Here is a 21056-nt window from a genome sequence, read left to right as displayed (position 1 = left end):
GGACGACTCGGCTAAGAAGGTTATTCAGGGGTTTCTGTAGAAGAATAGCTTGGTAAGGGTTTGTATTGTGCGCTTCGTGGTGGCTATGGGTAATCGGCAGTCGGTGTGAAGTATTCGCCAGTTTTTGATGTGGGCGATTGCTTGTTCGACGACCCAGCGGATGGATGCAAGAGCGTTGTTGAAGCGCTGCTGCCAGGGTTCGAGAACCTTTTGCCCGTTGTTGCGTTTCTGGGGGATGTCAAAACCAGTACCTACGTACCCAAGGTCGGCGGTGACATAGTCGCCTGGCAACACGGTGGTGATGCCCAGCTTATCTGCGATGCGCTTATCGTGAGATCTCCCAGGCATTGGCGGGCTGATGTACTCGATATTGCCGTTCTGGTCGGTCAAGACTGCGAGGTTGTGGCCGGTGGCTTTGCGTTTGCCGCTGATCAACTGTTGTTGCCCTTTCCATGACCAGCATGGGACCAATGTCCCATCGAGGACGCGATGGCGCGTTGGTACGAGGTCTTCCACGGTTGGTGCGGTTGGGAGAAAGCGTTCCAGAAGGTCAAGGACTGCGTTGATGGCGCGGGAAATCGTGGGTTGGGACACCCCATAGATCGTGGCGATCACACGTTGCGGGAGATTTTCGCTCCAGTAGTAGACCAAAGCGCATTCCAGGCTACTGACTAACCCCAAACTAAGGGGGCAATGATGTGTATAACCTGCGGTTTCGATGTCGTTGGCTAGCGCGATAATCTCATCAGTCGAACATTTGCTAGTATTGGCCCAGCGGTACAAGGCATTTGTGTTTTGTTTTGTCATAGATTCATTATGCGGAACCTTGTATCGCCTTTGCTATGTTCGGGGGTATTGAGGTCGGAAAGTCCACCCGGCAAAACCCCAGCGGTTGAATAACCCTCTAAGGCGCACTGATTGTTCTTTGGGGAAATGCAATGGATCACTGATCGCAATATCGCGCAGTACCAGGGTAAATGGAGTATTGCCATCCATGACCTGATTAATGCCTTTAGCCGCAAACTGTTCTTTGAGGTGCGGTCCAGTGAATTTAAAGTACCAGTTGATCGCATCGGAACCGTCCTGCAGCGAATTCGCCGACTTGTACCACGGAGTTCCTGTGAGCGGACCAGACTGATCTTTGATAATTCCGCCCGGCAATGTAATTTCTACATCTTTGCTGCCAACCTTAAAGGTCTCGGTGGTTTTAGCCCCATCGGTTGGAACTGCATTCGTAACCCATGCCGAAAAGTCACCTTTAAAGTTTCGCGTGCCCTGCTCCCATAGCCTTTCGGCCTCCTCGTTGAACTGGCAGGTGACCTTCCGAGGCTCGAACGTGCACTCGCCCACCACGGAACCATTGCTATGCTCCATTTTCTTCGGAGGCGTTGGCGTGCCGGTAGGTCCGCCGGGCGTTAGGGCAGGGGCGTAAAAGAACAACACCTCAGGCAATTCGAGGGTAAACTTCTTGCCGGCAACAGGCCGAGTCTCCTGCTTATCAGCAAAGGCATTGTTCCATTTCAACGTCACCACTCCCGCTGTATCGTTAACAATGAGTGGCAACTCACCCGTCTTGTCGCCCACACGACGTAGAGTCAGGTCGGTAACATACAGGTCGCTTTCGCTCTGATTCTCAGGCGTGACGGGAGAATTTATTACCCCCCCCCGCCGTTTTCTGCCACGGCTGGATGACCGACGATTACCTGAGTACCAAGGACGACCATGGCACTCACAAGGAAAAAGGTCATCACCGTGCGCAGAACGCGCCAGCCGCGTAATGCGGTGGCAGCGCGCAGTGCTTCGTTCAACATCTTTTCTCAATTCATGTTTATAAGAGTGAAATGAGGGCTTCGACTTGATGCTGCTCAGCGGCTCGCTGATGGCTCTCCGCAGTTCGGTCGAGTACAAACAAACACTGTGGTTGTGCAAGTTTTAGTCATGTCGAGGTCCTCAGGCCGAAACACTACAGCTATATAACGTTTTAAGCAACTTCTTACCTACTTCTAGGTTTGCACAATAATCATAATCGTTTTCTCCTATGTAAAATATGGCTTGACCAGCGGAAATCAAAAAAGGGTGTAACCCCACAGCAAGTGTGGGGTTACACCCTTAAGAAATCTGTAACAGGTCTGACCTGTTGGAGTTTCTTACTCGGCGAACTTCTTCACCACGGTGGCGTCCACCGGGATACCGGGGCCGTTGGTGGAAGTGATGGTCACCTTCTTCAGGTAGGTGCCCTTGGAGGAGGTGGGCTTCAGGCGAAGCAGCTCCTCAATAAGCGCACCGTAGTTTTCCGCAAGCTTCTTCGGCTCGAACGAAGCCTTGCCAAGCACGGCGTGGAGGTTACCGGCCTTATCAACGCGGAAGGAGATCTTACCGCCCTTGATATCGGCAACTGCCTTGGCCACATCCATGGTCACGGTGCCGGTCTTCGGGTTCGGCATAAGACCACGCGGGCCAAGGATACGGGCCACGCGGCCAACCTTAGCCATCTGGTCGGGGGTGGCGATCGCGGCGTCGAAATCCGTCCATCCGCCCTGGATCTTTTCAATCAGTTCATCGGAACCAACGAGGTCCGCACCGGCAGCCTCAGCCTCGGTAGCCTTTTCACCAGCGGCGAACACGATCACGCGGGCGGTCTTACCGGTGCCGTGCGGCAGGGAAACAGTGCCACGCACCAACTGGTCGGCCTTGCGCGGGTCAACACCGAGGCGAACGGCAACGTCAACGGTAGCGTCGTAGTTCTTGGAGGAGGTGTCTTTCACCAACGTTACAGCTTCGAGCGGCGAGTAAATGCGGCCGGCGTCGATAAGCTCAGCGGCGGCGCGGTATGCCTTCGACTTCTTGCTCATAATCAAAATCCTTTACATAGATTGTGTGGTCTGCGGGCCGGAGCTAGCCCTGCCACAAGAGAGAATTAACCCTCAACCTCAATGCCCATGGAACGGGCGGTACCAGCGATAATCTTCGCCGCGGCGTCGATATCGTTAGCGTTCAAGTCTTCCTTCTTGGTTTCCGCAATCTCGCGCACCTGGGCCATGGTTACCTTGCCCACTTTCTGGGTGTGCGGAACGCCGGAACCCTTCTGCAGGCCAGCGGCCTTGAGCAGCAGCTTCGCGGCAGGCGGGGTCTTCAACTTGAAGGTGAAGGAACGGTCCTCATAGACCGTGATCTCAACAGGGATCACATTGCCGCGCTGGGATTCCGTGGCAGCATTGTAAGCCTTGCAGAACTCCATGATGTTCACACCATGGGCACCCAACGCGGGGCCGACGGGCGGGGCCGGGTTAGCGGCACCAGCCTGGATCTGCAGCTTGATTAGGCCAGTGACCTTTTTCTTCTTCTTCGGGGGCATCGGTAAAACCTGCTTCCTTGGTATCGGCACCACCGCAACACCGATAGAGCTGCAATGACGCCTACCGGATGCCGGGCCCCACCCGCTGATTGCAAGCGCGAGCGATACCTGAAATACGGTAGTGCCTGCGCGCGGGGTGTATCCCGGCCACCGGGGGACAAAACGATTATGCGTGCGAAAAGCACACGCGGGTTGAGATTCTACCGCACGCTATACAGCTTTGCTAATTGGCGCGGGGCGTCGAAAAGCAGTTAACTACGTAACCTTCTCCACCTGATCGAATGTGAGTTCAACCGGGGTTTCGCGGCCGAAGATGGATACGAGCGCCTCCAGCTTGCCGTTTTCCGCATCGATAGAGGAAATAGTAGCTGAAACGGACGCCAGCGCACCCGTAAGGATCGTCACGGCCTCGCCCACTTGATAGTCTACCTCCACCGGCTTTGCGGCACTTGCGCGCGGCTGGGCCACAACCTTTTCGCCCTCGGCGGTGGTTGCGGTTTCCTCCGCGTCACCCGTCGCGGTTGCCTGCGGCATAAGGAACTTTGCGACGTCGCGAATCTTCACCGGCGTTGCATTACCCTCGTTTCCAACAAACGACGTCACACCCGGGGTATCGCGGACTACGGACCAGGAGCGGTCATTAATCTCCATGCGTACGAGCACGTAGCCAGGCAGGAGCTTTCGCTTGACCAGTTTGCGCTTGCCGTCACGGATTTCCACGACCTCTTCGATCGGGACCACGGTGTCATAGATATAGTCTTCCGCGCCGAGGGTTTGGGCGCGCATATCCAGGTTGGTTTTTACTTTGTTTTCGTAGCCGGAGTAGCACTGGATGATGTACCAGGAGCCGGGGAGCTTTTTCAGTTCACGAATGTAGGCGCGCAGGCGGGCCTTGTAATCCTCCAGTGCGGCGTCCTCAGCGCTGTCCCCGAGGGCGGCCGCAGCGTTGGCCACATCGGAGCCTTCCTCGGCTGCGTTATCCGTCACGGGCGAACCGGTATCAAAAATATTCGTGCTTTCATCGCTCATAGGGTGACTCCAATGTGTAACTATGGTCGTGCCAAAAAAATCGTAGGATTTGCTTGCTATGGTACCCCCAACGGGGCAAAATTTTATCCCGCCGGAACATATTTCCGACGGGATCTCAAGCGTTAAAGGGATTGTACCTAGGGGGTGAGGATCTTCTCAACTCCAAGCCCAGCAAGGAAATCAATGCCCGAAACCAGGGCCGTAAGCACAATCAAAAATGCGAACACAATGGCGGTATACACAACCATTTGCCGAGCGGTGGGCCAAATGACCTTCTTCATTTCCTGCACCACTTCGGGCAGGAAGGTGGCTACGCTGCCGCCGGGCCCTTCGTCTCCCCCGCTTTTTTCCTTGGCCACGCGGCGAGCTGCATATTCCGCCGTTGAGGTGGCCGCCTTGGAGACCTGGCGCTTGCCCGCCGGGCGGGACACCCCGACCAGGTTTTCTGGGTGCTTTTCGTCGGCCACGGTACTCCTCGAGTCACATCTAGAAATAACTTTGCAGGGGCGACAGGACTTGAACCTGCAACCTGCGGTTTTGGAGACCGCTGCTCTGCCAATTGAGCTACACCCCTTGGACCGCACCTGTGTGCAGTACGCGACCACCTTAGCAAAACTTTGGCGCTATGCCAAAACTCCGCAGTGGAGCGTGGACCAGGGAAAAATCCCAGTAGCGATGGCGAGAATTGAACTCGCGACACAACGATTATGAGTCGTTTGCTCTACCACTGAGCTACACCGCCAAACCATCCCAGATAAGGGACAGAGCCCCCTGACAGAATCGAACTGTCGACCTTTTCCTTACCATGGAAACGCTCTGCCGACTGAGCTAAGGGGGCTAAACTTCACTCGGTGAGGCTAGTATATACCGGCCCGCTCCGTTGAAGCCTCACAAAGATTAACCCGACATCACACAACAACACAAATCGGCAGTTCAAGGCTACAAATCGCGCAACGCAACGTAAGAGAAGCATTATTTCTTCGTATCGAGTCGAAGCCCGTTGCGATTGTCCGCCACCTTTTGCTCTACAGTGAAGCCATGATGTGGCTCTTTGATATCGCATTCGCCAAGGACCTTTGCCTGGACCCGGATGCTGTCCGCAACGCCGCGGGCATTGATCGTTTGAGCGACCTCCGCGACAAAGATGTCCGGGCCCTGCCGCCCCTGCCGGGGATGGACCACGACCAGTTTCGCGAGATTTTCATTTCGATGCTGCGGGATAGCATTTCCCGCCGTGAACGCCTGTGGCTGATCCCCATGACGGAGGAAACCCGCACCAATTGGGAGGAATGGCTCCCCGAGGGCCTCGTCCAACCCATGGGTGCCCGCCAGGATTATTTTGGCACCACGGTCACCCCGGTGGGTATCTCCCCGATGCAGCTCGTGGGGGCATTACTAGATCGTTTTACCGAAGAAGACCGCATCATCCTGTGGAGCGCGCTCACCCACCTTGACGGGCTGGACCTCAGCTCCGAGATTTACGAAAAGACCCTCGAGCGCGGCATCCCAATCATCCCCCGCACCCGCGCCTCGCGGCTACTGAACTCCCCGAAATTCCTGGCCTATGTGGCGGTGCTTACCTACTCGGCGCTGCGGGCCCTGCCGGTGACTTTTGTAAAGCAATTCCACGGCTCGCTGGTGGTGCTGTGGGCGATCGATCTCATCACCGCCGTGCCGTATACGTGGGGCATCCTCACCATGGTGACCGCCCGCAGGTTTTGGAAACGCATCGTGGGCATGGCCGTCACCATCGTGTCCTTTGTCGCCCCATATATTTATTTCGGATCCCACGGCAAGCATTATCCCCCCGAAGTCGTGGCCATTATTTTTGCCCTGATCTTTGGCACATTCGCGCTGGAAGGCTACAAGATGTGGGGCGACCGCCAGGTGGCCCGCCAATTGCTGGGCCGGTGGCGGGTCTAAGGGCTCACGCCTTATCGGGTTTATCCCGCCAAGTGCGGATCCCCGAAACGATAATCAACCAGGCCCCGCTGATCGCCCACGGAATCAGCAGCCACACGGGCATCACGGGATGCTGCCACACCATCAGGCTGGTGGCCAGCACCCACACCGCCGCCGCAGTGCCGTTATAAATGCGATACTGGCGCACTCGGAACGGATGCACCCACTTCCACGGCACCAAGGCCAACACCGCGAACACGATGATCACGATCCAGTTGCCGATCGCACCCAGCCCGAACATCCACAGGATCACGATCACAATGTTCCAGGCCGCCGGGAACCCCACGAAATACCAGTCCGAGGATTTCATGAGCGTGTTGGCGTAGCAGAACATGGAGGACATCAGCACCAACGTCGCCGCCACGATCGGCAGCGGGTCCGGCCCCAACGGCAGGGCGATGGATAAAAACACCGCCGGAAGGAAAGTCCACGTGAGATAATCCACAACGTTGTCCAACATGACCCCTGAGAACCACGGCACCACCTCCGTGACCTTGGCGGCCCGGGCCAGCGGCCCATCCGCGGCGTCTACAACCAGCGCAACCCCCAGCCACATCCACATTCGCTTGTGGTCGCCATCAATCAGGGCCTCAGCAGCTAAAAGTACCCATAGCAACCCCGTCATCGTGAACGCATGGACGGCCCACGCTGCGATGTGATTTCGCAGTGGCCAGGTGGCTTCAGTGGTCACAAGAACTCCGATTCATGTGTTGGCAACAGACCCATCTCAGCATACCGACCTTACAGGGCGCTAAAAGACGAAAACCCGTCGCTGTGACAGCGACGGGTCCATGGTGCCAGGTGAAGGATTCGAACCTACGAAGGTAAAAACCGGCGGATTTACAATCCGCTCCCTTTGGCCGCTCGGGCAACCTGGCGTGCAACTCGCTAGTGCGCGGTGCGGGATTGACTTTACTATAACCCCAACCGGATTACGCAAACCCGCTGGTAGACCGCAAAACCTAGCCCACGCGGGCGGCCGTAAGATTCGCCAAGGTGCGCAGCGCCTTGGTCACCTCATTGTCCGGAAGGAGCGCCAGCTCAACTTCGGCTTCGGCGAGGTAGCGGTGGACGTCGTCAAGCGCCTTCGCACGGCCGGTGGAACGCTCCAACAACGCCAACGCCCGGGCCACCTCCGCGTCGGACTCTAACGGGCCGGTAAGCAGGCCGCGGAGCTCCTCGCCCACCGGGGTATCTTCCGCAAGCGCGTACAACACCGGCAATGTGAACACACCTTCGCGTAGGTCGGTGCCCGGCGTCTTCCCAGACTGCGCGGCGTCGGAGAAAATATCAATGATGTCATCCACGATCTGGAACACCATCCCAATGGCATAACCCAGCCTGCGCAATGCCTCCGTATGCTCGGGATCCGCGCCCGAATGCAGGCCGCCCAAATAACCCGCGGAGGCGATCAGCACGCCCGTTTTCTCGCGGATCACGTCGGTGTAATGCTGCACCGGATCGCCCTCCCCGACGCCGATGGTTTCGCGCATTTGTCCGGTAACCAGCTCTCCGAACGTATCTGCGAAATGGCTGACGGTTTGCGCGCCTAACTCCGCCATCAAACGGGAAGCATGGGCCAATAAATAATCGCCAGCCAAAATCGCCACAGAATTGTTCCAACGGAAATTTGCGCTGGGCACGCCGCGGCGGCGATCTGCCTCATCCATCACATCATCGTGGTACAACGTGGCCAGGTGCGTCATCTCCACCACGACGGCGGCGCGCACCACGGCGCTGCACCCCGGGCGCGAACCATATTGCGAAGCCAATAACGCAAACATGGGGCGAAAGCGCTTCCCACCAGCGGAAACTAAATGCAGGACCTTTTCTGAAATGAACTCTTCCCCTTTGGAAAGCTCCTCCTGCAGCACACGTTCGACGTCGACCATGCCATCCGCAATCACATGATTCAATCTGGGGTTGCCCAAATCCACGGCGTATGCGGTGCCGCTGTCTGCCTGCGCTCCCATCCGGTAGGGGCGAGTGCCGTTACTCATCCGTCAAAGCCCTCGTGTTTCTTTCAAAAGCTGGCCCAGTACGGGCGAATTGTACATAGCTAACCACTAACCGTAGTCGAATAGGTGCCCTTCCCACATCCCAGAATAACGCCGTGGGACAATGATGCCCGTGACTAGTGTTGACGTACTCGTCGTTGGCGCGGGACCCGCCGGAGCCGCCGCCGCCTACTTCGCCGCTGGGCGCGGATTCGAAACTCTCCTCGTAGACGCCGCGACCTTTCCACGCGATAAAACCTGCGGCGATGGGCTCACCCCCCGAGCGATCCACCAACTCCGCACGCTGCGTATCGACGCCGCGTCCCACTACGCCTCACGCGGCCTTAAGCTCCACGGATTCGGCGGATCAGTCACCGCCCCATGGCCCGATACTATGTTCGGACAGATCGGGTCGGCGATGCCCCGCATGGAACTCGACGCCAAATTGGTGCAACACGCGCGGGAGGCGGGGGTGCAGGTCTGGGAGGGGGCTGCGGCCTCCGATCCCCAACTGTCTGCGGGGCGCGTCGCCTCCATCCAGGTGGGGTCCGAACGTGTACGTTGCAAACACCTTATTGTTGCCGACGGTGTCCGCTCGACTTTAGGCAAAGCGCTCGGCAGGCAATGGCATAAAAACGAGGTCTATGGCATAGCCGCCCGCTCCTATTGCCACACCCCCCGAGGCGCCGAACCCTGGATCCATTCCCACCTCGAATTGCGCGACGAACACGGCAAGGTGCAGCCCGGGTACGGTTGGATCTTCCCCCTCGGCGGGACCATGGCCAATGTCGGCTGCGGGGCGCTTTCTACCACCGCGCGACCGGCGAAGATCAATACCAAGAAATTGCTTGGCGTGTATGCCGCGCAGCAACCCGATTGGGAATTCGGGACCCCCGAGCGTGTGGCCAGCGCCTTATTGCCCATGGGTGGTGCCGTATCGGGCGTCGCGGGGCCCAATTGGATGCTGATCGGCGACGCCGCCGCCTGCGTCAATCCCCTCAACGGCGAAGGCATCGACTACGGCTTGGAAACCGCCCGCCTCGCCGCCGACCTCCTTGGGGCCGCCGACTATTCGGCCCTCTGGCCGGACCAATTGCGAACACACTACGGGGAGGCATTCTTGCTGGCCAGGACCCTCGCCCGGGCGCTGACATACCCCCAATTCTTGCCGGTCGCCGGACCCCTTGCGTTCCGAGGCCCCTTCGCCAACACCATCATGCAGCACGCCGCCCGCCTCATGGGCAACCTAGTCACGGACGAGGATCGCGACCTTGTCTCCCGCCTCTGGCGCGGCGCCGGCCACCTCATCCGCGGAACGATTTGGGGTCCCCTCCCCTGATCTAAGCGACCCCCAGCCCCCGCAGGTGGGTTGTGCGCAGATCCCCAAACCACCCCGCCCGCCGGTAGATCCCACGCAACCACCCCGCCCGCCGATACGTTGTGTGCAACCGCCTAGATCGCCGATGGGTTGTGCGCAACTGCCGACCTGGGGCTGGTCTTTCTATTCTTCATTCGGGGGTCTTACGAAGAAATTCCGGACGAATCTCGCCCAAAAACACTGTGTCATCTCTCAGGACCTTGGTAACAACCTGTTTCATCACCTTGGTGACAACCTGTCTCATGTCCTTGGTAACAGTCTGTCTCATGGCCTTGGATGCAACGAGTCTCATGACCGTGGAAACGATTTTGGTGGTGTTCGTTTTCAATTAGGTGCATGGTTCGTCCTCTTTCGCCGAATGTGCGGCGTTTAATTGTTGAATTTGATCCGTGTGCCGCGAACGGCATGAGTATTACGGAGTTTTGTGCGGTTCATGGCATTAGCCGGAAAACGTATTATGCGATCAAAAAGCGTTTTGAGCAGGAAGGATTTGGGGCGCTGCATCCGCGGTCGAGTGCGCCGCATAAGCCTGCGACTACCTATGATGAGGCTACGGTGTCGATGGTGCTTGCGATGCGGGAGCGGCTTGGCCAATTTGGTTGGGATAATGGGCCGCGATCCATTTGGTATGCGTTGATTGATCAGCCGAATGTGGTGCAGCCGATTCCTTCGGTGTCGACGATTGCTCGGATTCTGGCTGCTGCGGGTGTGGTCGCGAAGAATCCCCGGAAGCGGCCTCGCTCATCGATAGTGCGCTTCGAGCGATCCTGTGCCATGGAGTTGTGGCAGCTGGATGCGTTTTCCTATCGGCTCGCTACTCCGGCGGGCACTGTGATCACGATTTACCAGCTCATCGATGATGCAACCCGATTTGATGTGGGTACTACGTATGGCACCAAGCCGGAAAATGGGGCAGATGCGTTGAACTGTGTAGTTAACGCGATCCGTGTCTATGGGGTACCGCGCCAATTGCTGAGCGATAATGGTGGCGCGTTTAATCAGATTCGCCGGGGCCGGATCACTGCGCTGCATCGGTTTCTTGCCGTCAAGGGTTGTGAGGCCATTACTGGCCGGGCGGATCATCCCCAAACCCAAGGCAAAAACGAACGCTCCCATCAAACCTTGGTGAAGTTCCTTGATGCGCACAAGCCCAGTACTGAGGCCAAATTGAAGGAATTGCTCAGTGAATACCGGGAGTACTACAACAACAAGCGGAGGCATCAAGCACTCGGGGGTATGACCCCGAAACAGGCCTGGGACAGCATCGAACACCGCCCTAGTAGCGGCGAGCCCATCACCCAGGAGCAATTGACTGCAGAGATTGAAAAATACCGGCAGGCCCGTTCGAGCGAGTCCCCCAGCGCTGCAGATGGCCTCGACCAGGATCCAGCAATGCTGTACATCAAACCCTCGTCCAGACCACGTTTCGCGCTCGCGGGGTACTACATCAATATCCCCAAACGGCTTACCGATAAGCACTACTACGTCGTTCACACCGACGATGAATACGCGCTATTCGATTCCGTCGACGGCGTCATGGTCCTGCGAATCCCACTGCCACTAAACGTGCTCGGCGAACCGATCGGCGCCACCGTACCCCTTTGGAAAATCATCGGCGCGTACCTCCACGAGGCCCCGCCGTGGTTTCTCAAACGACAGCAGCAATGGCTACAACAACACCCCACCGCCGCTGCTGAACTAGAGGATTAACTACCCGCTCGCGCGTTACCAAGGTAATGCTACTGGTTGTCACCAAGGTGATGATACTGATTGTTACCAAGGTGATGGCACAGAGTGTTACCAAGGTCGCGAGATTCTACAGCCCAAAAACACTGCAAATCGTCTTTTTATTCTTCGTTAACCATCCCAATGAAGAAATTCAGGACGATCGCAGGTCAACGGCTGCACACAACCTATCAGGGCAAGCTGCTGGCAAGGCCGCAAAGCACCTACAACATTAAACCTTTGCCAACCATCGGCCCCGCCACATTTGCCTCAGGCACATCTAACAGGGCAAGTTCGGCGTCCTGCGGAAACACCACCGCGCAGCGGCTTGGATGTCAAATCTGCCTAAGCGGCGCGATCGGGCAGCCAAAACAACCTCCCCAAACCACATGACCACCGGTAGATACCACGCAACCACCCCGCCCGCCGGTGGGTTGCGCGCAACCGCCGACTTGGGGCTGGTCTTTCTATTCTTCATTCGGGGGTCTTACGAAGAAATTCCGGACGAATCTCGCCCAAAAACGCCGCAGCTCGTCCTTCCATTCTTCGTTGAGGTGCCCAATGAAGAAATTCCGGACGACCGCAGGTCAACGGCTGCACACAACCTATCAGGGCAAGCTGCTGGCAAGGCCGCAAAGCACCTACAACATTAAACCTTTGCCAACCATCGGCCCCGCCACATTTGCCTCAGGCAGATCTGACACGGCAAGTTCGGCGTCCTGCGGAAACACCGCCGCGCAGCGGCCTGCATGTCAAATCTGCCTGAGCGCGGCAAACCATTGGCCGATTCCGGCCCCAAGTCACCCCGCCCGCCGGTAGATCCCACGCAACCACCCCGCCCGCCGATACGTTGTGTGCCACCGCCTAGATCGCCGATGGGTTGTGCGCAACCGCCGACCTGGGGCTGGTCTTTCTATTCTTCATTCGGGGGTCTTACGAAGAAATTCCGGACGAATCTCGCCCAAAAACGCTGCAAATCGTCTTTTTATTCTTCGTTAACCATCCCAATGAAGAAATTCAGGACGATCGCAGGTCAACGGCTGCACACAACCTATCCAGAACCCCACACAACCAATCCGGAGCAGGCGCAACCTATCCGGAACCGCACACGACCTCTCGTCGGAACACCCGCGGCCCAGTCTCACAAGGCCGTTCCGTGCGGTCGCGTTCGAACGTTCTCGAACCAACCCCCTTAACCGGCCCTACCCGAACCCCAGCAACAACTACTCAGGCTTGATTGCGGAATGCAAGGCCGTGATACCTAAGGTAAGGTTTTGCCAGCCGCAATCGGCCCACCCGGATCGGTTGATCAACCGGGCCAGCTCTTCCTGGTCCGGCCACGCGCGGATGGAATCGGCCAAATATTCGTAAGCTTCGGGGTTGGAGGAGACCATGCGGGCCACGGCGGGCAGCCCGCGCATAAGGTATTCCTTGTAGAGTCGCCCAAAAACGGGGACCACCGGGGTGGAGAATTCGGCGACGGTAAGACGTCCGCCGGGACGGGTGACTCGGGCCAACTCACGGAGGCCAACTTGTGGGTCCTGCAGGTTGCGCAGCCCAAAGCTGATGGTCACGGCGTCGAAAAGCCCATCGCGGAAGGGCAGACGCATGCCGTCCCCAACTACCTTAGGCACGTGGCGGTCGTGCCCGGCGGCGAGCATGCCCTGGGAGAAATCGCAGGCGACCACCCACGCGCCGGATTTGCTGAGCTCTACGGTGGACACGGCGGTACCGGCGGCTAGATCGAGTACACGTTCGCCGGGGCGGAGGGCGAGGCGTTCGCGGGTGCGACGGCGCCACATGCGGTCCTGCCCGAGGGAGAGGATTGCGTTGGTGAGGTCGTATTTGGCCCCGACGTCGTCAAACATGCGGGCGACCTCGTCGGGGTGTTTCTCCAGGTTTGCCTTAGCCACGTCAATGAGGGTACCTGGCTTTATCCGCGACCTCCGAAATCACCGCCTCATAGTGCCGAATCAGCTGCGCACAAATGCTCGACCAGGTCTTATCGCACACACCCTCCCGCGCCGCTACCCGCATGGCCGGCGTCACCTGAGCCACCTTGGCGGGCAACTCTTGTTCGAAACGCTCCGGGGGGAGCAAAAAGCCGTTCACGCCGGAATGGATCAGGTCGATGGGCCCGCCCACCCGCGGCGCGATCGCCGGAACGCCGGAGGCCAACGCCTCCTGCACCGCCTGGCAAAAGGTCTCGTGTTCGCCCGGATGTACGAATATATCGAGGCTGGCGTAGGCCGTGGCGAGTTCCTCCCCGGCGAGGGCGCCCATAAAAATCGCCCCGGGGAGTTGTTCCTCAAGTACAGGGCGTTCCGGGCCATCGCCAATAATTACTAATTGCACATCGGACTCCGCGAGCACACCCAACCTGTGCACGCCCTTTTCGGCGGCGAGCCTGCCCACGAAGCCCACGATCGGAACCTGCCGCGGCGACCATTCGCGCCGCAACCGTTCGCTGCGCTTGTCGGGGTGGAAAAGCGCGGCGTCGACACCCCTCCCCCAGTGGTACACGCGTTCGATGCCGTGCTCGTGGAGGTCCGCAATCGCGGCGGAGGAAGGCGCCAACGTCCGAGTACACATATTGTGCAAAGTCTTTGTCCATTCCCAGCTGGCCGCCGCGAGCGGGGAAAGGTGGTAGCGGCTGGCGAACCCCGCAACGTCCGTCTGGTACACGGCCACCGTGGGAATCTGCAGCATGCGCGCGGCAAACGCCCCCGCACCGCCCAACACAAACGGCGAGGCTAGGTGCACCACATCCGGCGCGAACTCCCGGATCGCCTGCGTGACCACCGGCCGCGGCACGCCGATAGGCAGCGAATCAATCAACGGCACCATGATCGTAGGCACACGCGTGATAGGAAACCCCAGGTAATCCCCTATTTCTTCCTCGAAGTCTCGCGCCCCCGGGGCAATAACAATCGCCTCGTGCCCCTGCTCCCGCAGGTATTCCAGCACGCGCAGCACGGAATTGGTCACGCCGTTGATATTCGGTAGGAAGGATTCCGCAACGATGGCTACTTTCACTGCGGCCTCCGCAACGTGCCCAGCCCGGACACCAGCGCCCACAACACGATGGCGATAAAGCTGCCCACCGCCGCGATACTCAGCGCGGGCACGACGGCGAGGTGCCACGTTCGGTGCTCCACTTTTACCAGGTCAGGATTGCTTTTTGCGTAGGTGACCCACACGCGCTGCCCCACGCCTAAGCCTGTGGGATACAGCAGCCCCGCCTGTGGCGAGTGGAAAATGCCTTCTTCGTCTTGGTAGTCCACGGTGGTGGGGGTGCCCACGGCGGTGACGCGGGCGAGTGCGCGCCCGGGGTCGGCGGAGATGGTGCGGTCATTGAGCCAGGCCCCGGCAACCATGCTTACCGACCCCAGCAGACACGCAATCCACAGCAGCAGCACCAATTGGTGCAGACGTCGAATCATAGTTTCAATTCCAGGTGCATCTCGCGGCGGTTGTCTCGCCCGGTGCTCGCCTCGATGACGCGAACGCCGGGGGTTACCTCTACGGTATCTAAGAGTGCCGTAAGCAACTCCGCTACCGAAGATACCTTCACATGCGGCACACCGTAACCGGCACAAAGCTTCTCGACGTTCGCGTCATGCGGCGTTCCGAACAAACGCTCGAAGTCCCCGCGAAATTCGGGCGCACCGATTTCCAAGAGTTCGAAAATACCGCCGCCATTGTCATTGGCCACCACGATGGTCAGGTTTTCCGGCCGCGTCTCCAGCGGCCCGATCAGCAGCGAGCCCGCATCGTGCAGAAATGTCAGGTCCCCCATGAGCGAAACCACGCGCGGCGGCCGCAATTCGTCTGGGTGCTGTTGCTGCTTGGCCAGCGCGATGCCCACGGATTGCGCGATCATGCCGTCGATCCCGGCCACGCCCCGCTGGGCATAGCATTCCACGCCGTCAAAAGGCAGCCCCACCAGGCTCAGGTCGCGCACCGGGTTGGAGGCCCCCACCACTAGGACATCCCCCACGCCCAGGGTGTCCGCCACCGCCGCCGCGACGTGCAGCCCGGTCATCGAATACTTTTCCAATACTTCGCGGACCTGTGCGATCGCCACTTCCGAGGCGGCCGAACATAGCTTCAACCATGCCGGGGGTTGCTTGCCGGTCACACGCACCCGCGATCCCACCTGCACCGCTTTCCGTGCCGGATCTGTCGGCGTAGTGCGCGTCAGCACCATCAGATCCACCTCGGGATCGGACATCAGTTTCAATACCCCGCGGTGCAGCGTGGGGTGCCCCACCACCACGATTTGCTCCGGTTTCGTCTCCACCACATAGCCTTCCGCGCTCACCTGGGTGCGCGCGAGAATCCCGGCCGCGAGGGGGTGCACGGGCACGAACGGCGCGGGTGCGCTGGGCTCGGCGATGGTCGGGACGTCGGCAAGCTCTTCAATCGGCCACGCCCCGTCACCTGCAATAACAAGGGTGCGCCGGGTAAGGTCGAGCTGCACCTCGCCGTAGTCACTTCTCGAAGCCCGCGCCTCCCGACGCCGCGTTTCCAGCGGCTCCGCCACCACGGCGAGCGGGGTATCCAACGCCACATTGAGATGCGCTGGCGCCGCATCGATCGCCTGCCTGGTTTCCCCGTTCTCGGCGCCCTCAATATTGAACGTACGGGCGAACTTGCCGAAAATATCCAGCTGGTCGATGGTCTGGCTAGCACCCGTGCCCACGAGCCGCGACGGACGGTCCGCGCTCACCACCAACAAAGGGATGTTCGAATGGTGCGCCTCGATCATGGCGGGCAAACAATGCGCCACGGCCGTCCCGGAGGTCATGACGACGGCTACGGGCCGCCCCTGGGCGCGCGCGAAACCCAGGGCCAGAAATGCGGCGGATCGCTCGTCTATACGAACGTGGATACGGATGTCTCTTCGTCTGCGTAAGGCCAATAGCAGCGGCGCGTTCCGGGAGCCCGGGCACACAACAATATCCGTACACACGGCGGCGAGCTCGGCAGCTACCGCTGCGGCGATCGTGGCAGTCATGCCAAATATGATAAGCCGCAGCGCTTCCCCAGCGCGAAGCAAGTTATTCATAAACTCGCCTCCACCGCCAAGCTATTACACGAGAATTGTGCACACCCCATTTTTGCTTTGAAACTCCTGCCCACGGAATCACAGGCATTTAGTTTTACCCCCTCGGGCGGATTTGCAAATGATAAGCCTAGACAAGTAGCAAACCACGAAATTAGCGTTAGTTAGGTAAGCAATTTAACTAGCTGCCCAGGCCGAGGAATTATGGATAACGCAAGGCTCGACACATTTCTGGCAAAACCCGGCGGCTTGCTGGCGCTATGCGCGATAACTGTCGTAGGCGTAGTTATTTTCAAGCTGGCGGGAGTTGGCAACGATGCGCTATTTACGATCCTTATTCCCTGCTATGTCCTGATTCCCTTATCGCTGGTGCTGAACGGGATTCGGATTCGCCGGCAGCGGTCTCAGCGCTAATTGCGGGGTTCATTTATCGCGCCAAGAGATTTCAGGAGGTCATCATGTCCGTTGAAACGCTACGCCGAGCCGCGCGGATTTCCGCCCCACTTATTTTCATCGCTTGGGTATTGGGGATAGTCACCGGTTTAGTTATTTACGACGGCGCTTTCCTCAAGGCACTCCTGTTCCCGCCAGCGTTGTTCGCCCTCGCCGCGCTGCTGTTTCCCATCATTTGCTATCTCGCCGCACAGGGCAAAGAGCGGAGGGCCGCTTCGGATTGACCGGCGCGCTGCCCTTATTGAGCATCAGCAATAGCGTCGCGGAATTCCGTTAGCTGCTGCACGTACCAATCGGGCTTCTCAAAGTGGATATCGTGTCCGCTTTCGACGCGGACCACGCGATTATCCGCGAGCAATTCGTCCACTCGTGCAACGTCTTTATCGCTGAGGGCGGCGAGGAGCACGCCGTTCTCTCCGTATTTCGTGTTGGCTTTCAGGAATAGCGACGGCACCTGCACACGCCGCAATGTGGCCTCCTGATCGAATCCTTCGTGCCAGGTACGGCTAATGAAAAACGCGTGTGACCACCACTTATCATAGGGGTGCGCTAGGGATTCCCAGATGCGGTTTATCGTCACTCCCAGCCACGGAATGTTCGGCAGAGCATCGGGGTTTTCGCGGCGTTGCGCCACCACCCGATCCGAGAGCGGCTTCCAAGCGTCACCGAACATTTTGCCGATGTACGAGTCCGGCAGCACGTAAGCCACGTAGTCTTTCTCTTCGGATTGATTGAGGAACGCCTCCAGCAAATCAAGGTCTTGGCCCACGAACGTGCTGGGCACTCGGTCGGCCTCCGTAGCGAAGAAGGGGGCGTCTTCAATCACGAGTGCGCTGATGTCCTGCGGGGAGGTCGCGGCCATGTGCGCCGCCAGCAGCCCGCCCGACGAATGCCCCGCCACCACGAACTTACGTTTGAACACCTCGCGGCCAAGCTCAGTCAAATCCGCCGCAATCTGCCGCGCCGTGTAATCATCGCGATTCCACGTTGACTTTCCATGCCCGTGCACGTCGACCACAACCACGTGAAACTCATCCGCCAATAAGGGTAACGACGGCGCGTAATCCTCCCACGTAGAGCCCTGACCTGGGATTAGCAAGAGCGGCGTTTTGTCATTGGAATGTTCCGCGTAATTGAGGGTAAGCCCTTCGCGCACCTTGTATTTATGCTCGGTATAGCCCGCGGCTAGGGCACGGTCCACATAACGCTCAAAGTATCCATTTGTGGTCCCCACCACCCAACCGAAAAAGCATGCGATCGCCGCGACGATCACGGCGACTATTACACCTACAACCTTAAGCGCTCGACGCATTTGAAACCTCCTGGGAGCAGCTGCGTATTCCTCGGACCTTACACCCCTAGAAGCAGGCTGATCACCAACATCGCGGGCAGCGCCGCAAACGTAGTTACCAATACGGAATCGCGTGCGATCTCCTCGCCGACGCGGTGCGTAGCGGCGTAGTTATACACGTTCTGCGCGGTAGGCAACGCCGCCAAAATCACGGCAGCGTACGTGTGTTCGGCATCGAGGCCGAATAGGTGCGCGACCAACCACGCTGCCACCGGCATGCCCGCCACCTTTAACGCCGACGCCACCAACGCCTGCCCACGGACATGCACCCCGGAACTCGTGTGCAGCGAAGCGCCAAAGCTCATCAAAATCATGGGGAGCGACGCGCCGCCCAGGATGGTCAGCGGTTCCATAACCACCTCCGGCACCTGCCAGCCGAACACACTCACGCACAACCCGCTAATGGAGGCTAGAACAATCGGGCTAAACAGCGCCTTTGCCGTGGACTTCAGCACACTCCCGGAACTCAGCGCGGCCAGAATAATCGGGGTAAACACCACCATCTGCAGCACCAGAATCGGCGGCACATACGCCCCCGTCCCAAGCACATAGATGCCCACGGGTAGCCCGATATTATTCGAATTTACGTAACTTGCCGACGCCGCGCCCACCGCCGTATCCGCCACCGGCCGCCGAAACAGCAACGCACTGATCGCAATGTACACGCTGGCGGTAATGATCGCGGCGCACGCGGCAACGGCCAACACTGGGGTAAAAATCTCGGCGGGAGGCGCCTGCGCCAGCACTGTAAACAGCAAGGCTGGGGTCGCCGCGTAGAAGGACACACGGTTCAGCACCAAGCGTTCATTACCTGGGCCGATAACGGAAGTCCTGGCGAGAATATAGCCGACTCCGATCACTGAAAGGATGATCGTATAGCCGAGGAGAACGCCAAACATATCAGAGATACTTCCACGCCTGGCGGAGGCGCTCAAGCCACAAATCCTTATGAGGGGAGGCTAATTCGGCCAGCCTGGCGGGGTCCGGCACCTGCGGCGCCACGGAAAGCATGCCGCCCTCGATACGGCGGGGTTCGCACACGTCTTCAATGAAGAGTTGCTGCGTGGCCAGGCCAGCGGGGTTCACATGCTCCAGCGCGGCCACCGCGGCAAGGCCGGCATTCATGCCCACCGCGGTATCCAGCGCCGACGCCACCGTGATAGCCAACCCGTGCGAATCCATAAAAGATGCGATTTCTAACACATGTTTCACTCCACCCAGCGGCGCCACCTTGACCACGGCGACATCGGCGGCACCCGCGCGCGCGACGGCATATGGATCCGAGGCGCGGCGGATGGACTCGTCCGCGGCCACGCGAATCCCGTGTTTACGCACTTCCGCCAACTCCGCAACGGTTTGGCACGGTTGTTCCATATAGTCCAATTCGCCGAAGCGCCGCGCGGCCGCCACGGCCTGTTCCACAGTCCATCCTTGGTTGGCGTCCACGCGGATGCGCGCCTCGGGCAAACATTCGCGCACGGCGTCGACTCGCGCGGCGTCGTCACCCTCGGCGACCTTGACTTTTACGGTGGTGCAGCCAGGGAAACGGGCGAGCACTTCGGGCACCTGTTCGGGCGTGACGGCGGGGACGGTGGCGTTGACTGGGACGTGGGTCCGGCGCGGCGTCGGAAAGCCCACGTAGGCGGCCTCTAGGGCACCGCGCAGCCAGTTCGCACACTCTTGCGGGCCGTATTCGGGGAATGGCGCGAACTCGCCCCAGCCCGCCGGCCCCTCGATCAGCACAGCCTCCCGCGTATCGACGCCGCGGAAACGCACCCGCATCGGCAAGGCAACAACGTGGGCGCGGGCGAGGACATCTTCAAGCATGCCCCCTATCCTAGGAACATGAATTCTTTTCGGCCTGAACTCTGGACGCCCGTCTTCGACGACCTCACCGACATCACCTACCACCGGCACATCGAGGAAGGCATCGTGCGCATCGCCTTCGACCGGCCCGAGGTGCGCAATGCATTCCGCCCGCACACCGTGGACGAACTCTACCGCGCCTTGGACCACGCGCGCTGCACGCCGGACGTGGGGACGGTGCTGCTGACCGGCAATGGCCCCAGCAAAAAGGACGGGGGTTGGGCCTTCTGTTCGGGCGGTGACCAGCGGATTCGGGGGCGCGACGGGTACCAATACGCCTCCGGGGAGACCGCCGAAACCGTGGACAAGGCGCGCGCCGGAAGGCTGCATATTTTGGAGGTGCAGCGGCTGATCCGCACCATGCCCAAGGTGGTCATCGCGGTGGTAAACGGTTGGGCGGCCGGCGGCGGGCATTCGCTGCATGTGGTGTGCGACCTCACCATTGCCTCCGCGGAATTCGCACGCTTTAAGCAGACCGACGCCGACGTGGGGTCTTTCGACGCCGGGTACGGCTCCGCGTATTTAGCAAAGATGGTCGGCCAGAAATTCGCCCGGGAAATCTTCTTCCTGGGGCGCACGTATAGCGCCGAGGAAATGCATCGCATGGGTGCCGTAAACGTGGTGGCTCCGCACGCCAGTTTGGAGGACGAGGCGATTCAGATGGGCCGCGAGATCAATGCCAAATCCCCCACCGCGCAACGAATGCTGAAATTTGCCTTTAACCTCACCGATGATGGGCTTATGGGACAGCAAGTTTTTGCCGGGGAAGCGACTCGGTTAGCATATATGACCGATGAAGCCGTGGAGGGCAGGAATGCCTTCCTGGAAAAGCGCGATCCGAACTGGGATGCGTTCCCCTACTACTACTAGAA

At 59.2% G+C, this 21056-nt stretch carries 23 protein-coding genes and 4 tRNA genes; 7 read left to right on the top strand and 20 right to left on the bottom strand.

Going from position 1 to position 21056, the window contains the following annotated elements:
* Positions 1 to 24: 24 nt before the first annotated feature.
* The 9 genes from CCANI_RS01530 to CCANI_RS01490 form a co-directional block, all read right to left on the bottom strand.
* A complete protein-coding gene (locus CCANI_RS01530) occupies positions 25 to 807 on the bottom strand; it encodes a transposase family protein (protein ID WP_290210929.1) in 783 nt (260 codons plus the stop codon).
* 33 nt (positions 808 to 840) lie between these two features.
* Positions 841 to 1584, bottom strand: coding sequence for a DUF7926 domain-containing protein (locus tag CCANI_RS01525; RefSeq protein WP_146325728.1), 744 nt, complete (start codon positions 1582 to 1584; stop codon positions 841 to 843).
* 563 nt (positions 1585 to 2147) lie between these two features.
* A complete protein-coding gene (gene rplA, locus CCANI_RS01520) occupies positions 2148 to 2852 on the bottom strand; it encodes a 50S ribosomal protein L1 (RefSeq protein WP_146325729.1) in 705 nt (234 codons plus the stop codon).
* Positions 2853 to 2917: 65 nt separating this feature from the next.
* On the bottom strand, positions 2918 to 3355 hold the full coding sequence (gene rplK / locus CCANI_RS01515) for a 50S ribosomal protein L11 (RefSeq protein WP_146325730.1): 438 nt from the start codon (positions 3353 to 3355) through the stop codon (positions 2918 to 2920).
* 255 nt (positions 3356 to 3610) lie between these two features.
* On the bottom strand, positions 3611 to 4384 hold the full coding sequence (nusG, locus tag CCANI_RS01510) for a transcription termination/antitermination protein NusG (protein ID WP_146325731.1): 774 nt from the start codon (positions 4382 to 4384) through the stop codon (positions 3611 to 3613).
* 137 nt (positions 4385 to 4521) lie between these two features.
* Complete coding sequence (gene secE / locus CCANI_RS01505) at positions 4522 to 4851, bottom strand: preprotein translocase subunit SecE (protein WP_146325732.1); 330 nt, start codon at positions 4849 to 4851, stop codon at positions 4522 to 4524.
* A 34-nt stretch (positions 4852 to 4885) separates the two neighbouring features.
* Positions 4886 to 4958, bottom strand: a tRNA-Trp gene (locus tag CCANI_RS01500).
* A gap of 96 nt (positions 4959 to 5054) precedes the next feature.
* A tRNA-Met gene (locus tag CCANI_RS01495) sits at positions 5055 to 5126 on the bottom strand.
* Between the two features lie 23 nt (positions 5127 to 5149).
* A tRNA-Thr gene (locus tag CCANI_RS01490) sits at positions 5150 to 5222 on the bottom strand.
* A 200-nt stretch (positions 5223 to 5422) separates the two neighbouring features.
* On the opposite strand from CCANI_RS01490, the gene CCANI_RS01485 reads away from it, so the two are divergent.
* On the top strand, positions 5423 to 6307 hold the full coding sequence (locus CCANI_RS01485; protein ID WP_146325733.1) for a hypothetical protein: 885 nt from the start codon (positions 5423 to 5425) through the stop codon (positions 6305 to 6307).
* A 4-nt stretch (positions 6308 to 6311) separates the two neighbouring features.
* Here the strand turns inward: CCANI_RS01485 and CCANI_RS01480 are convergent, their stop codons facing one another.
* The 3 genes from CCANI_RS01480 to CCANI_RS01470 form a co-directional block, all read right to left on the bottom strand.
* Complete coding sequence (locus CCANI_RS01480; RefSeq protein ID WP_146325734.1) at positions 6312 to 7037, bottom strand: CDP-alcohol phosphatidyltransferase family protein; 726 nt, start codon at positions 7035 to 7037, stop codon at positions 6312 to 6314.
* Positions 7038 to 7138: 101 nt separating this feature from the next.
* Positions 7139 to 7224 (bottom strand) — tRNA-Tyr (locus CCANI_RS01475).
* Positions 7225 to 7308: 84 nt separating this feature from the next.
* Positions 7309 to 8346: a polyprenyl synthetase family protein gene (locus CCANI_RS01470; protein ID WP_146325735.1), complete on the bottom strand. Its 1038-nt coding sequence runs from the start codon at positions 8344 to 8346 to the stop codon at positions 7309 to 7311.
* A 124-nt stretch (positions 8347 to 8470) separates the two neighbouring features.
* On the opposite strand from CCANI_RS01470, the gene CCANI_RS01465 reads away from it, so the two are divergent.
* Positions 8471 to 9682 carry a geranylgeranyl reductase family protein gene (locus CCANI_RS01465; protein ID WP_425457362.1) on the top strand — a complete coding sequence of 404 codons (1212 nt, stop codon included), beginning with the start codon at positions 8471 to 8473 and terminating at the stop codon, positions 9680 to 9682.
* Between the two features lie 169 nt (positions 9683 to 9851).
* Here the strand turns inward: CCANI_RS01465 and CCANI_RS01460 are convergent, their stop codons facing one another.
* Positions 9852 to 10013, bottom strand: coding sequence for a hypothetical protein (locus CCANI_RS01460; protein WP_186750464.1), 162 nt, complete (start codon positions 10011 to 10013; stop codon positions 9852 to 9854).
* Between the two features lie 44 nt (positions 10014 to 10057).
* Between CCANI_RS01460 and CCANI_RS01455 the strand changes: the two genes are divergently transcribed.
* Together CCANI_RS01455 and CCANI_RS01450 are read left to right on the top strand one after the other, a co-directional pair.
* Positions 10058 to 11431 (top strand): helix-turn-helix domain-containing protein, encoded by a 1374-nt coding sequence (locus CCANI_RS01455; protein ID WP_146325786.1) that lies wholly within the window; start codon positions 10058 to 10060, stop codon positions 11429 to 11431.
* A 404-nt stretch (positions 11432 to 11835) separates the two neighbouring features.
* Complete coding sequence (locus CCANI_RS01450; RefSeq protein WP_146324328.1) at positions 11836 to 12099, top strand: nitroreductase family protein; 264 nt, start codon at positions 11836 to 11838, stop codon at positions 12097 to 12099.
* Between the two features lie 570 nt (positions 12100 to 12669).
* On the opposite strand, the gene CCANI_RS01445 is transcribed toward CCANI_RS01450, so the two are convergent.
* From CCANI_RS01445 to menD, 4 genes are read right to left on the bottom strand one after another with little or no spacing between them, the layout of a single operon-like run.
* On the bottom strand, positions 12670 to 13359 hold the full coding sequence (locus CCANI_RS01445) for a demethylmenaquinone methyltransferase (protein ID WP_146324327.1): 690 nt from the start codon (positions 13357 to 13359) through the stop codon (positions 12670 to 12672).
* Between the two features lies 1 nt (position 13360).
* Positions 13361 to 14482 carry a glycosyltransferase family 4 protein gene (locus CCANI_RS01440; protein ID WP_146324326.1) on the bottom strand — a complete coding sequence of 374 codons (1122 nt, stop codon included), beginning with the start codon at positions 14480 to 14482 and terminating at the stop codon, positions 13361 to 13363.
* Positions 14479 to 14889, bottom strand: coding sequence for a DUF3592 domain-containing protein (locus tag CCANI_RS01435; RefSeq protein ID WP_146324325.1), 411 nt, complete (start codon positions 14887 to 14889; stop codon positions 14479 to 14481). Before CCANI_RS01435 ends, CCANI_RS01440 begins: the two co-directional genes overlap by 4 nt.
* Complete coding sequence (gene menD / locus CCANI_RS01430) at positions 14886 to 16466, bottom strand: 2-succinyl-5-enolpyruvyl-6-hydroxy-3-cyclohexene-1-carboxylic-acid synthase (RefSeq protein ID WP_146324334.1); 1581 nt, start codon at positions 16464 to 16466, stop codon at positions 14886 to 14888. The genes CCANI_RS01435 and menD overlap by 4 nt, the downstream gene beginning before the upstream one ends.
* 252 nt (positions 16467 to 16718) lie before the next feature.
* Here menD and CCANI_RS01425 point away from each other — a divergent pair, with 252 nt between their 5' ends.
* On the top strand, positions 16719 to 16928 hold the full coding sequence (locus CCANI_RS01425) for a hypothetical protein (protein WP_146324324.1): 210 nt from the start codon (positions 16719 to 16721) through the stop codon (positions 16926 to 16928).
* A 44-nt stretch (positions 16929 to 16972) separates the two neighbouring features.
* Positions 16973 to 17191, top strand: a complete 219-nt coding sequence (locus CCANI_RS01420; protein WP_146324323.1) for a hypothetical protein — start codon at positions 16973 to 16975, stop codon at positions 17189 to 17191.
* A gap of 14 nt (positions 17192 to 17205) precedes the next feature.
* Here CCANI_RS01420 and CCANI_RS01415 read toward each other — a convergent pair whose 3' ends face one another.
* The 3 genes from CCANI_RS01415 to CCANI_RS01405 are packed head-to-tail and all read right to left on the bottom strand — an operon-like array spanning position 17206 to position 20145.
* Positions 17206 to 18279 (bottom strand): alpha/beta fold hydrolase, encoded by a 1074-nt coding sequence (locus tag CCANI_RS01415; protein ID WP_146324322.1) that lies wholly within the window; start codon positions 18277 to 18279, stop codon positions 17206 to 17208.
* Between the two features lie 38 nt (positions 18280 to 18317).
* The gene (locus CCANI_RS01410; protein WP_146324321.1) at positions 18318 to 19217 is read right to left on the bottom strand and encodes an AEC family transporter; all 900 of its coding nucleotides are present in this window, start codon (positions 19215 to 19217) and stop codon (positions 18318 to 18320) included.
* Position 19218: 1 nt separating this feature from the next.
* Positions 19219 to 20145 carry an o-succinylbenzoate synthase gene (locus CCANI_RS01405; protein WP_146324320.1) on the bottom strand — a complete coding sequence of 309 codons (927 nt, stop codon included), beginning with the start codon at positions 20143 to 20145 and terminating at the stop codon, positions 19219 to 19221.
* A gap of 18 nt (positions 20146 to 20163) precedes the next feature.
* Between CCANI_RS01405 and CCANI_RS01400 the strand changes: the two genes are divergently transcribed.
* Complete coding sequence (locus CCANI_RS01400; RefSeq protein ID WP_146324319.1) at positions 20164 to 21054, top strand: 1,4-dihydroxy-2-naphthoyl-CoA synthase; 891 nt, start codon at positions 20164 to 20166, stop codon at positions 21052 to 21054.
* The last annotated feature ends 2 nt before the right edge of the window (positions 21055 to 21056 follow it).

This window comes from Corynebacterium canis (genome assembly GCF_030408595.1).
Classification (GTDB): domain Bacteria; phylum Actinomycetota; class Actinomycetes; order Mycobacteriales; family Mycobacteriaceae; genus Corynebacterium; species Corynebacterium canis.
Note: the sequence above shows the minus strand (reverse complement) of the source record. Positions and strands in the feature narration are given on the sequence as shown.

What these genes read in the sequence shown, in the direction of transcription:
- menD (WP_146324334.1), bottom strand. Translation starts at nt 16,466, where the DNA reads ATGACTGCCACGATCGCCGCAGCGGTAGCTGCCGAGCTCGCCGCCGTG.
- rplK (WP_146325730.1), bottom strand. Translation starts at nt 3,355, where the DNA reads ATGCCCCCGAAGAAGAAGAAAAAGGTCACTGGCCTAATCAAGCTGCAG.
- CCANI_RS01460 (WP_186750464.1), bottom strand. Translation starts at nt 10,013, where the DNA reads ATGAGACTCGTTGCATCCAAGGCCATGAGACAGACTGTTACCAAGGAC.
- rplA (WP_146325729.1), bottom strand. Translation starts at nt 2,852, where the DNA reads ATGAGCAAGAAGTCGAAGGCATACCGCGCCGCCGCTGAGCTTATCGAC.
- CCANI_RS01470 (WP_146325735.1), bottom strand. Translation starts at nt 8,346, where the DNA reads ATGAGTAACGGCACTCGCCCCTACCGGATGGGAGCGCAGGCAGACAGC.
- CCANI_RS01400 (WP_146324319.1), top strand. Translation starts at nt 20,164, where the DNA reads ATGAATTCTTTTCGGCCTGAACTCTGGACGCCCGTCTTCGACGACCTC.
- CCANI_RS01465 (WP_425457362.1), top strand. Translation starts at nt 8,471, where the DNA reads ATGCCCGTGACTAGTGTTGACGTACTCGTCGTTGGCGCGGGACCCGCC.
- CCANI_RS01530 (WP_290210929.1), bottom strand. Translation starts at nt 807, where the DNA reads ATGACAAAACAAAACACAAATGCCTTGTACCGCTGGGCCAATACTAGC.
- CCANI_RS01420 (WP_146324323.1), top strand. Translation starts at nt 16,973, where the DNA reads ATGTCCGTTGAAACGCTACGCCGAGCCGCGCGGATTTCCGCCCCACTT.
- CCANI_RS01435 (WP_146324325.1), bottom strand. Translation starts at nt 14,889, where the DNA reads ATGATTCGACGTCTGCACCAATTGGTGCTGCTGCTGTGGATTGCGTGT.
- nusG (WP_146325731.1), bottom strand. Translation starts at nt 4,384, where the DNA reads ATGAGCGATGAAAGCACGAATATTTTTGATACCGGTTCGCCCGTGACG.
- CCANI_RS01415 (WP_146324322.1), bottom strand. Translation starts at nt 18,279, where the DNA reads ATGCGTCGAGCGCTTAAGGTTGTAGGTGTAATAGTCGCCGTGATCGTC.
- CCANI_RS01410 (WP_146324321.1), bottom strand. Translation starts at nt 19,217, where the DNA reads ATGTTTGGCGTTCTCCTCGGCTATACGATCATCCTTTCAGTGATCGGA.
- CCANI_RS01485 (WP_146325733.1), top strand. Translation starts at nt 5,423, where the DNA reads ATGATGTGGCTCTTTGATATCGCATTCGCCAAGGACCTTTGCCTGGAC.
- CCANI_RS01425 (WP_146324324.1), top strand. Translation starts at nt 16,719, where the DNA reads ATGGATAACGCAAGGCTCGACACATTTCTGGCAAAACCCGGCGGCTTG.
- CCANI_RS01405 (WP_146324320.1), bottom strand. Translation starts at nt 20,145, where the DNA reads ATGCTTGAAGATGTCCTCGCCCGCGCCCACGTTGTTGCCTTGCCGATG.
- CCANI_RS01455 (WP_146325786.1), top strand. Translation starts at nt 10,058, where the DNA reads ATGGTTCGTCCTCTTTCGCCGAATGTGCGGCGTTTAATTGTTGAATTT.
- CCANI_RS01450 (WP_146324328.1), top strand. Translation starts at nt 11,836, where the DNA reads ATGACCACCGGTAGATACCACGCAACCACCCCGCCCGCCGGTGGGTTG.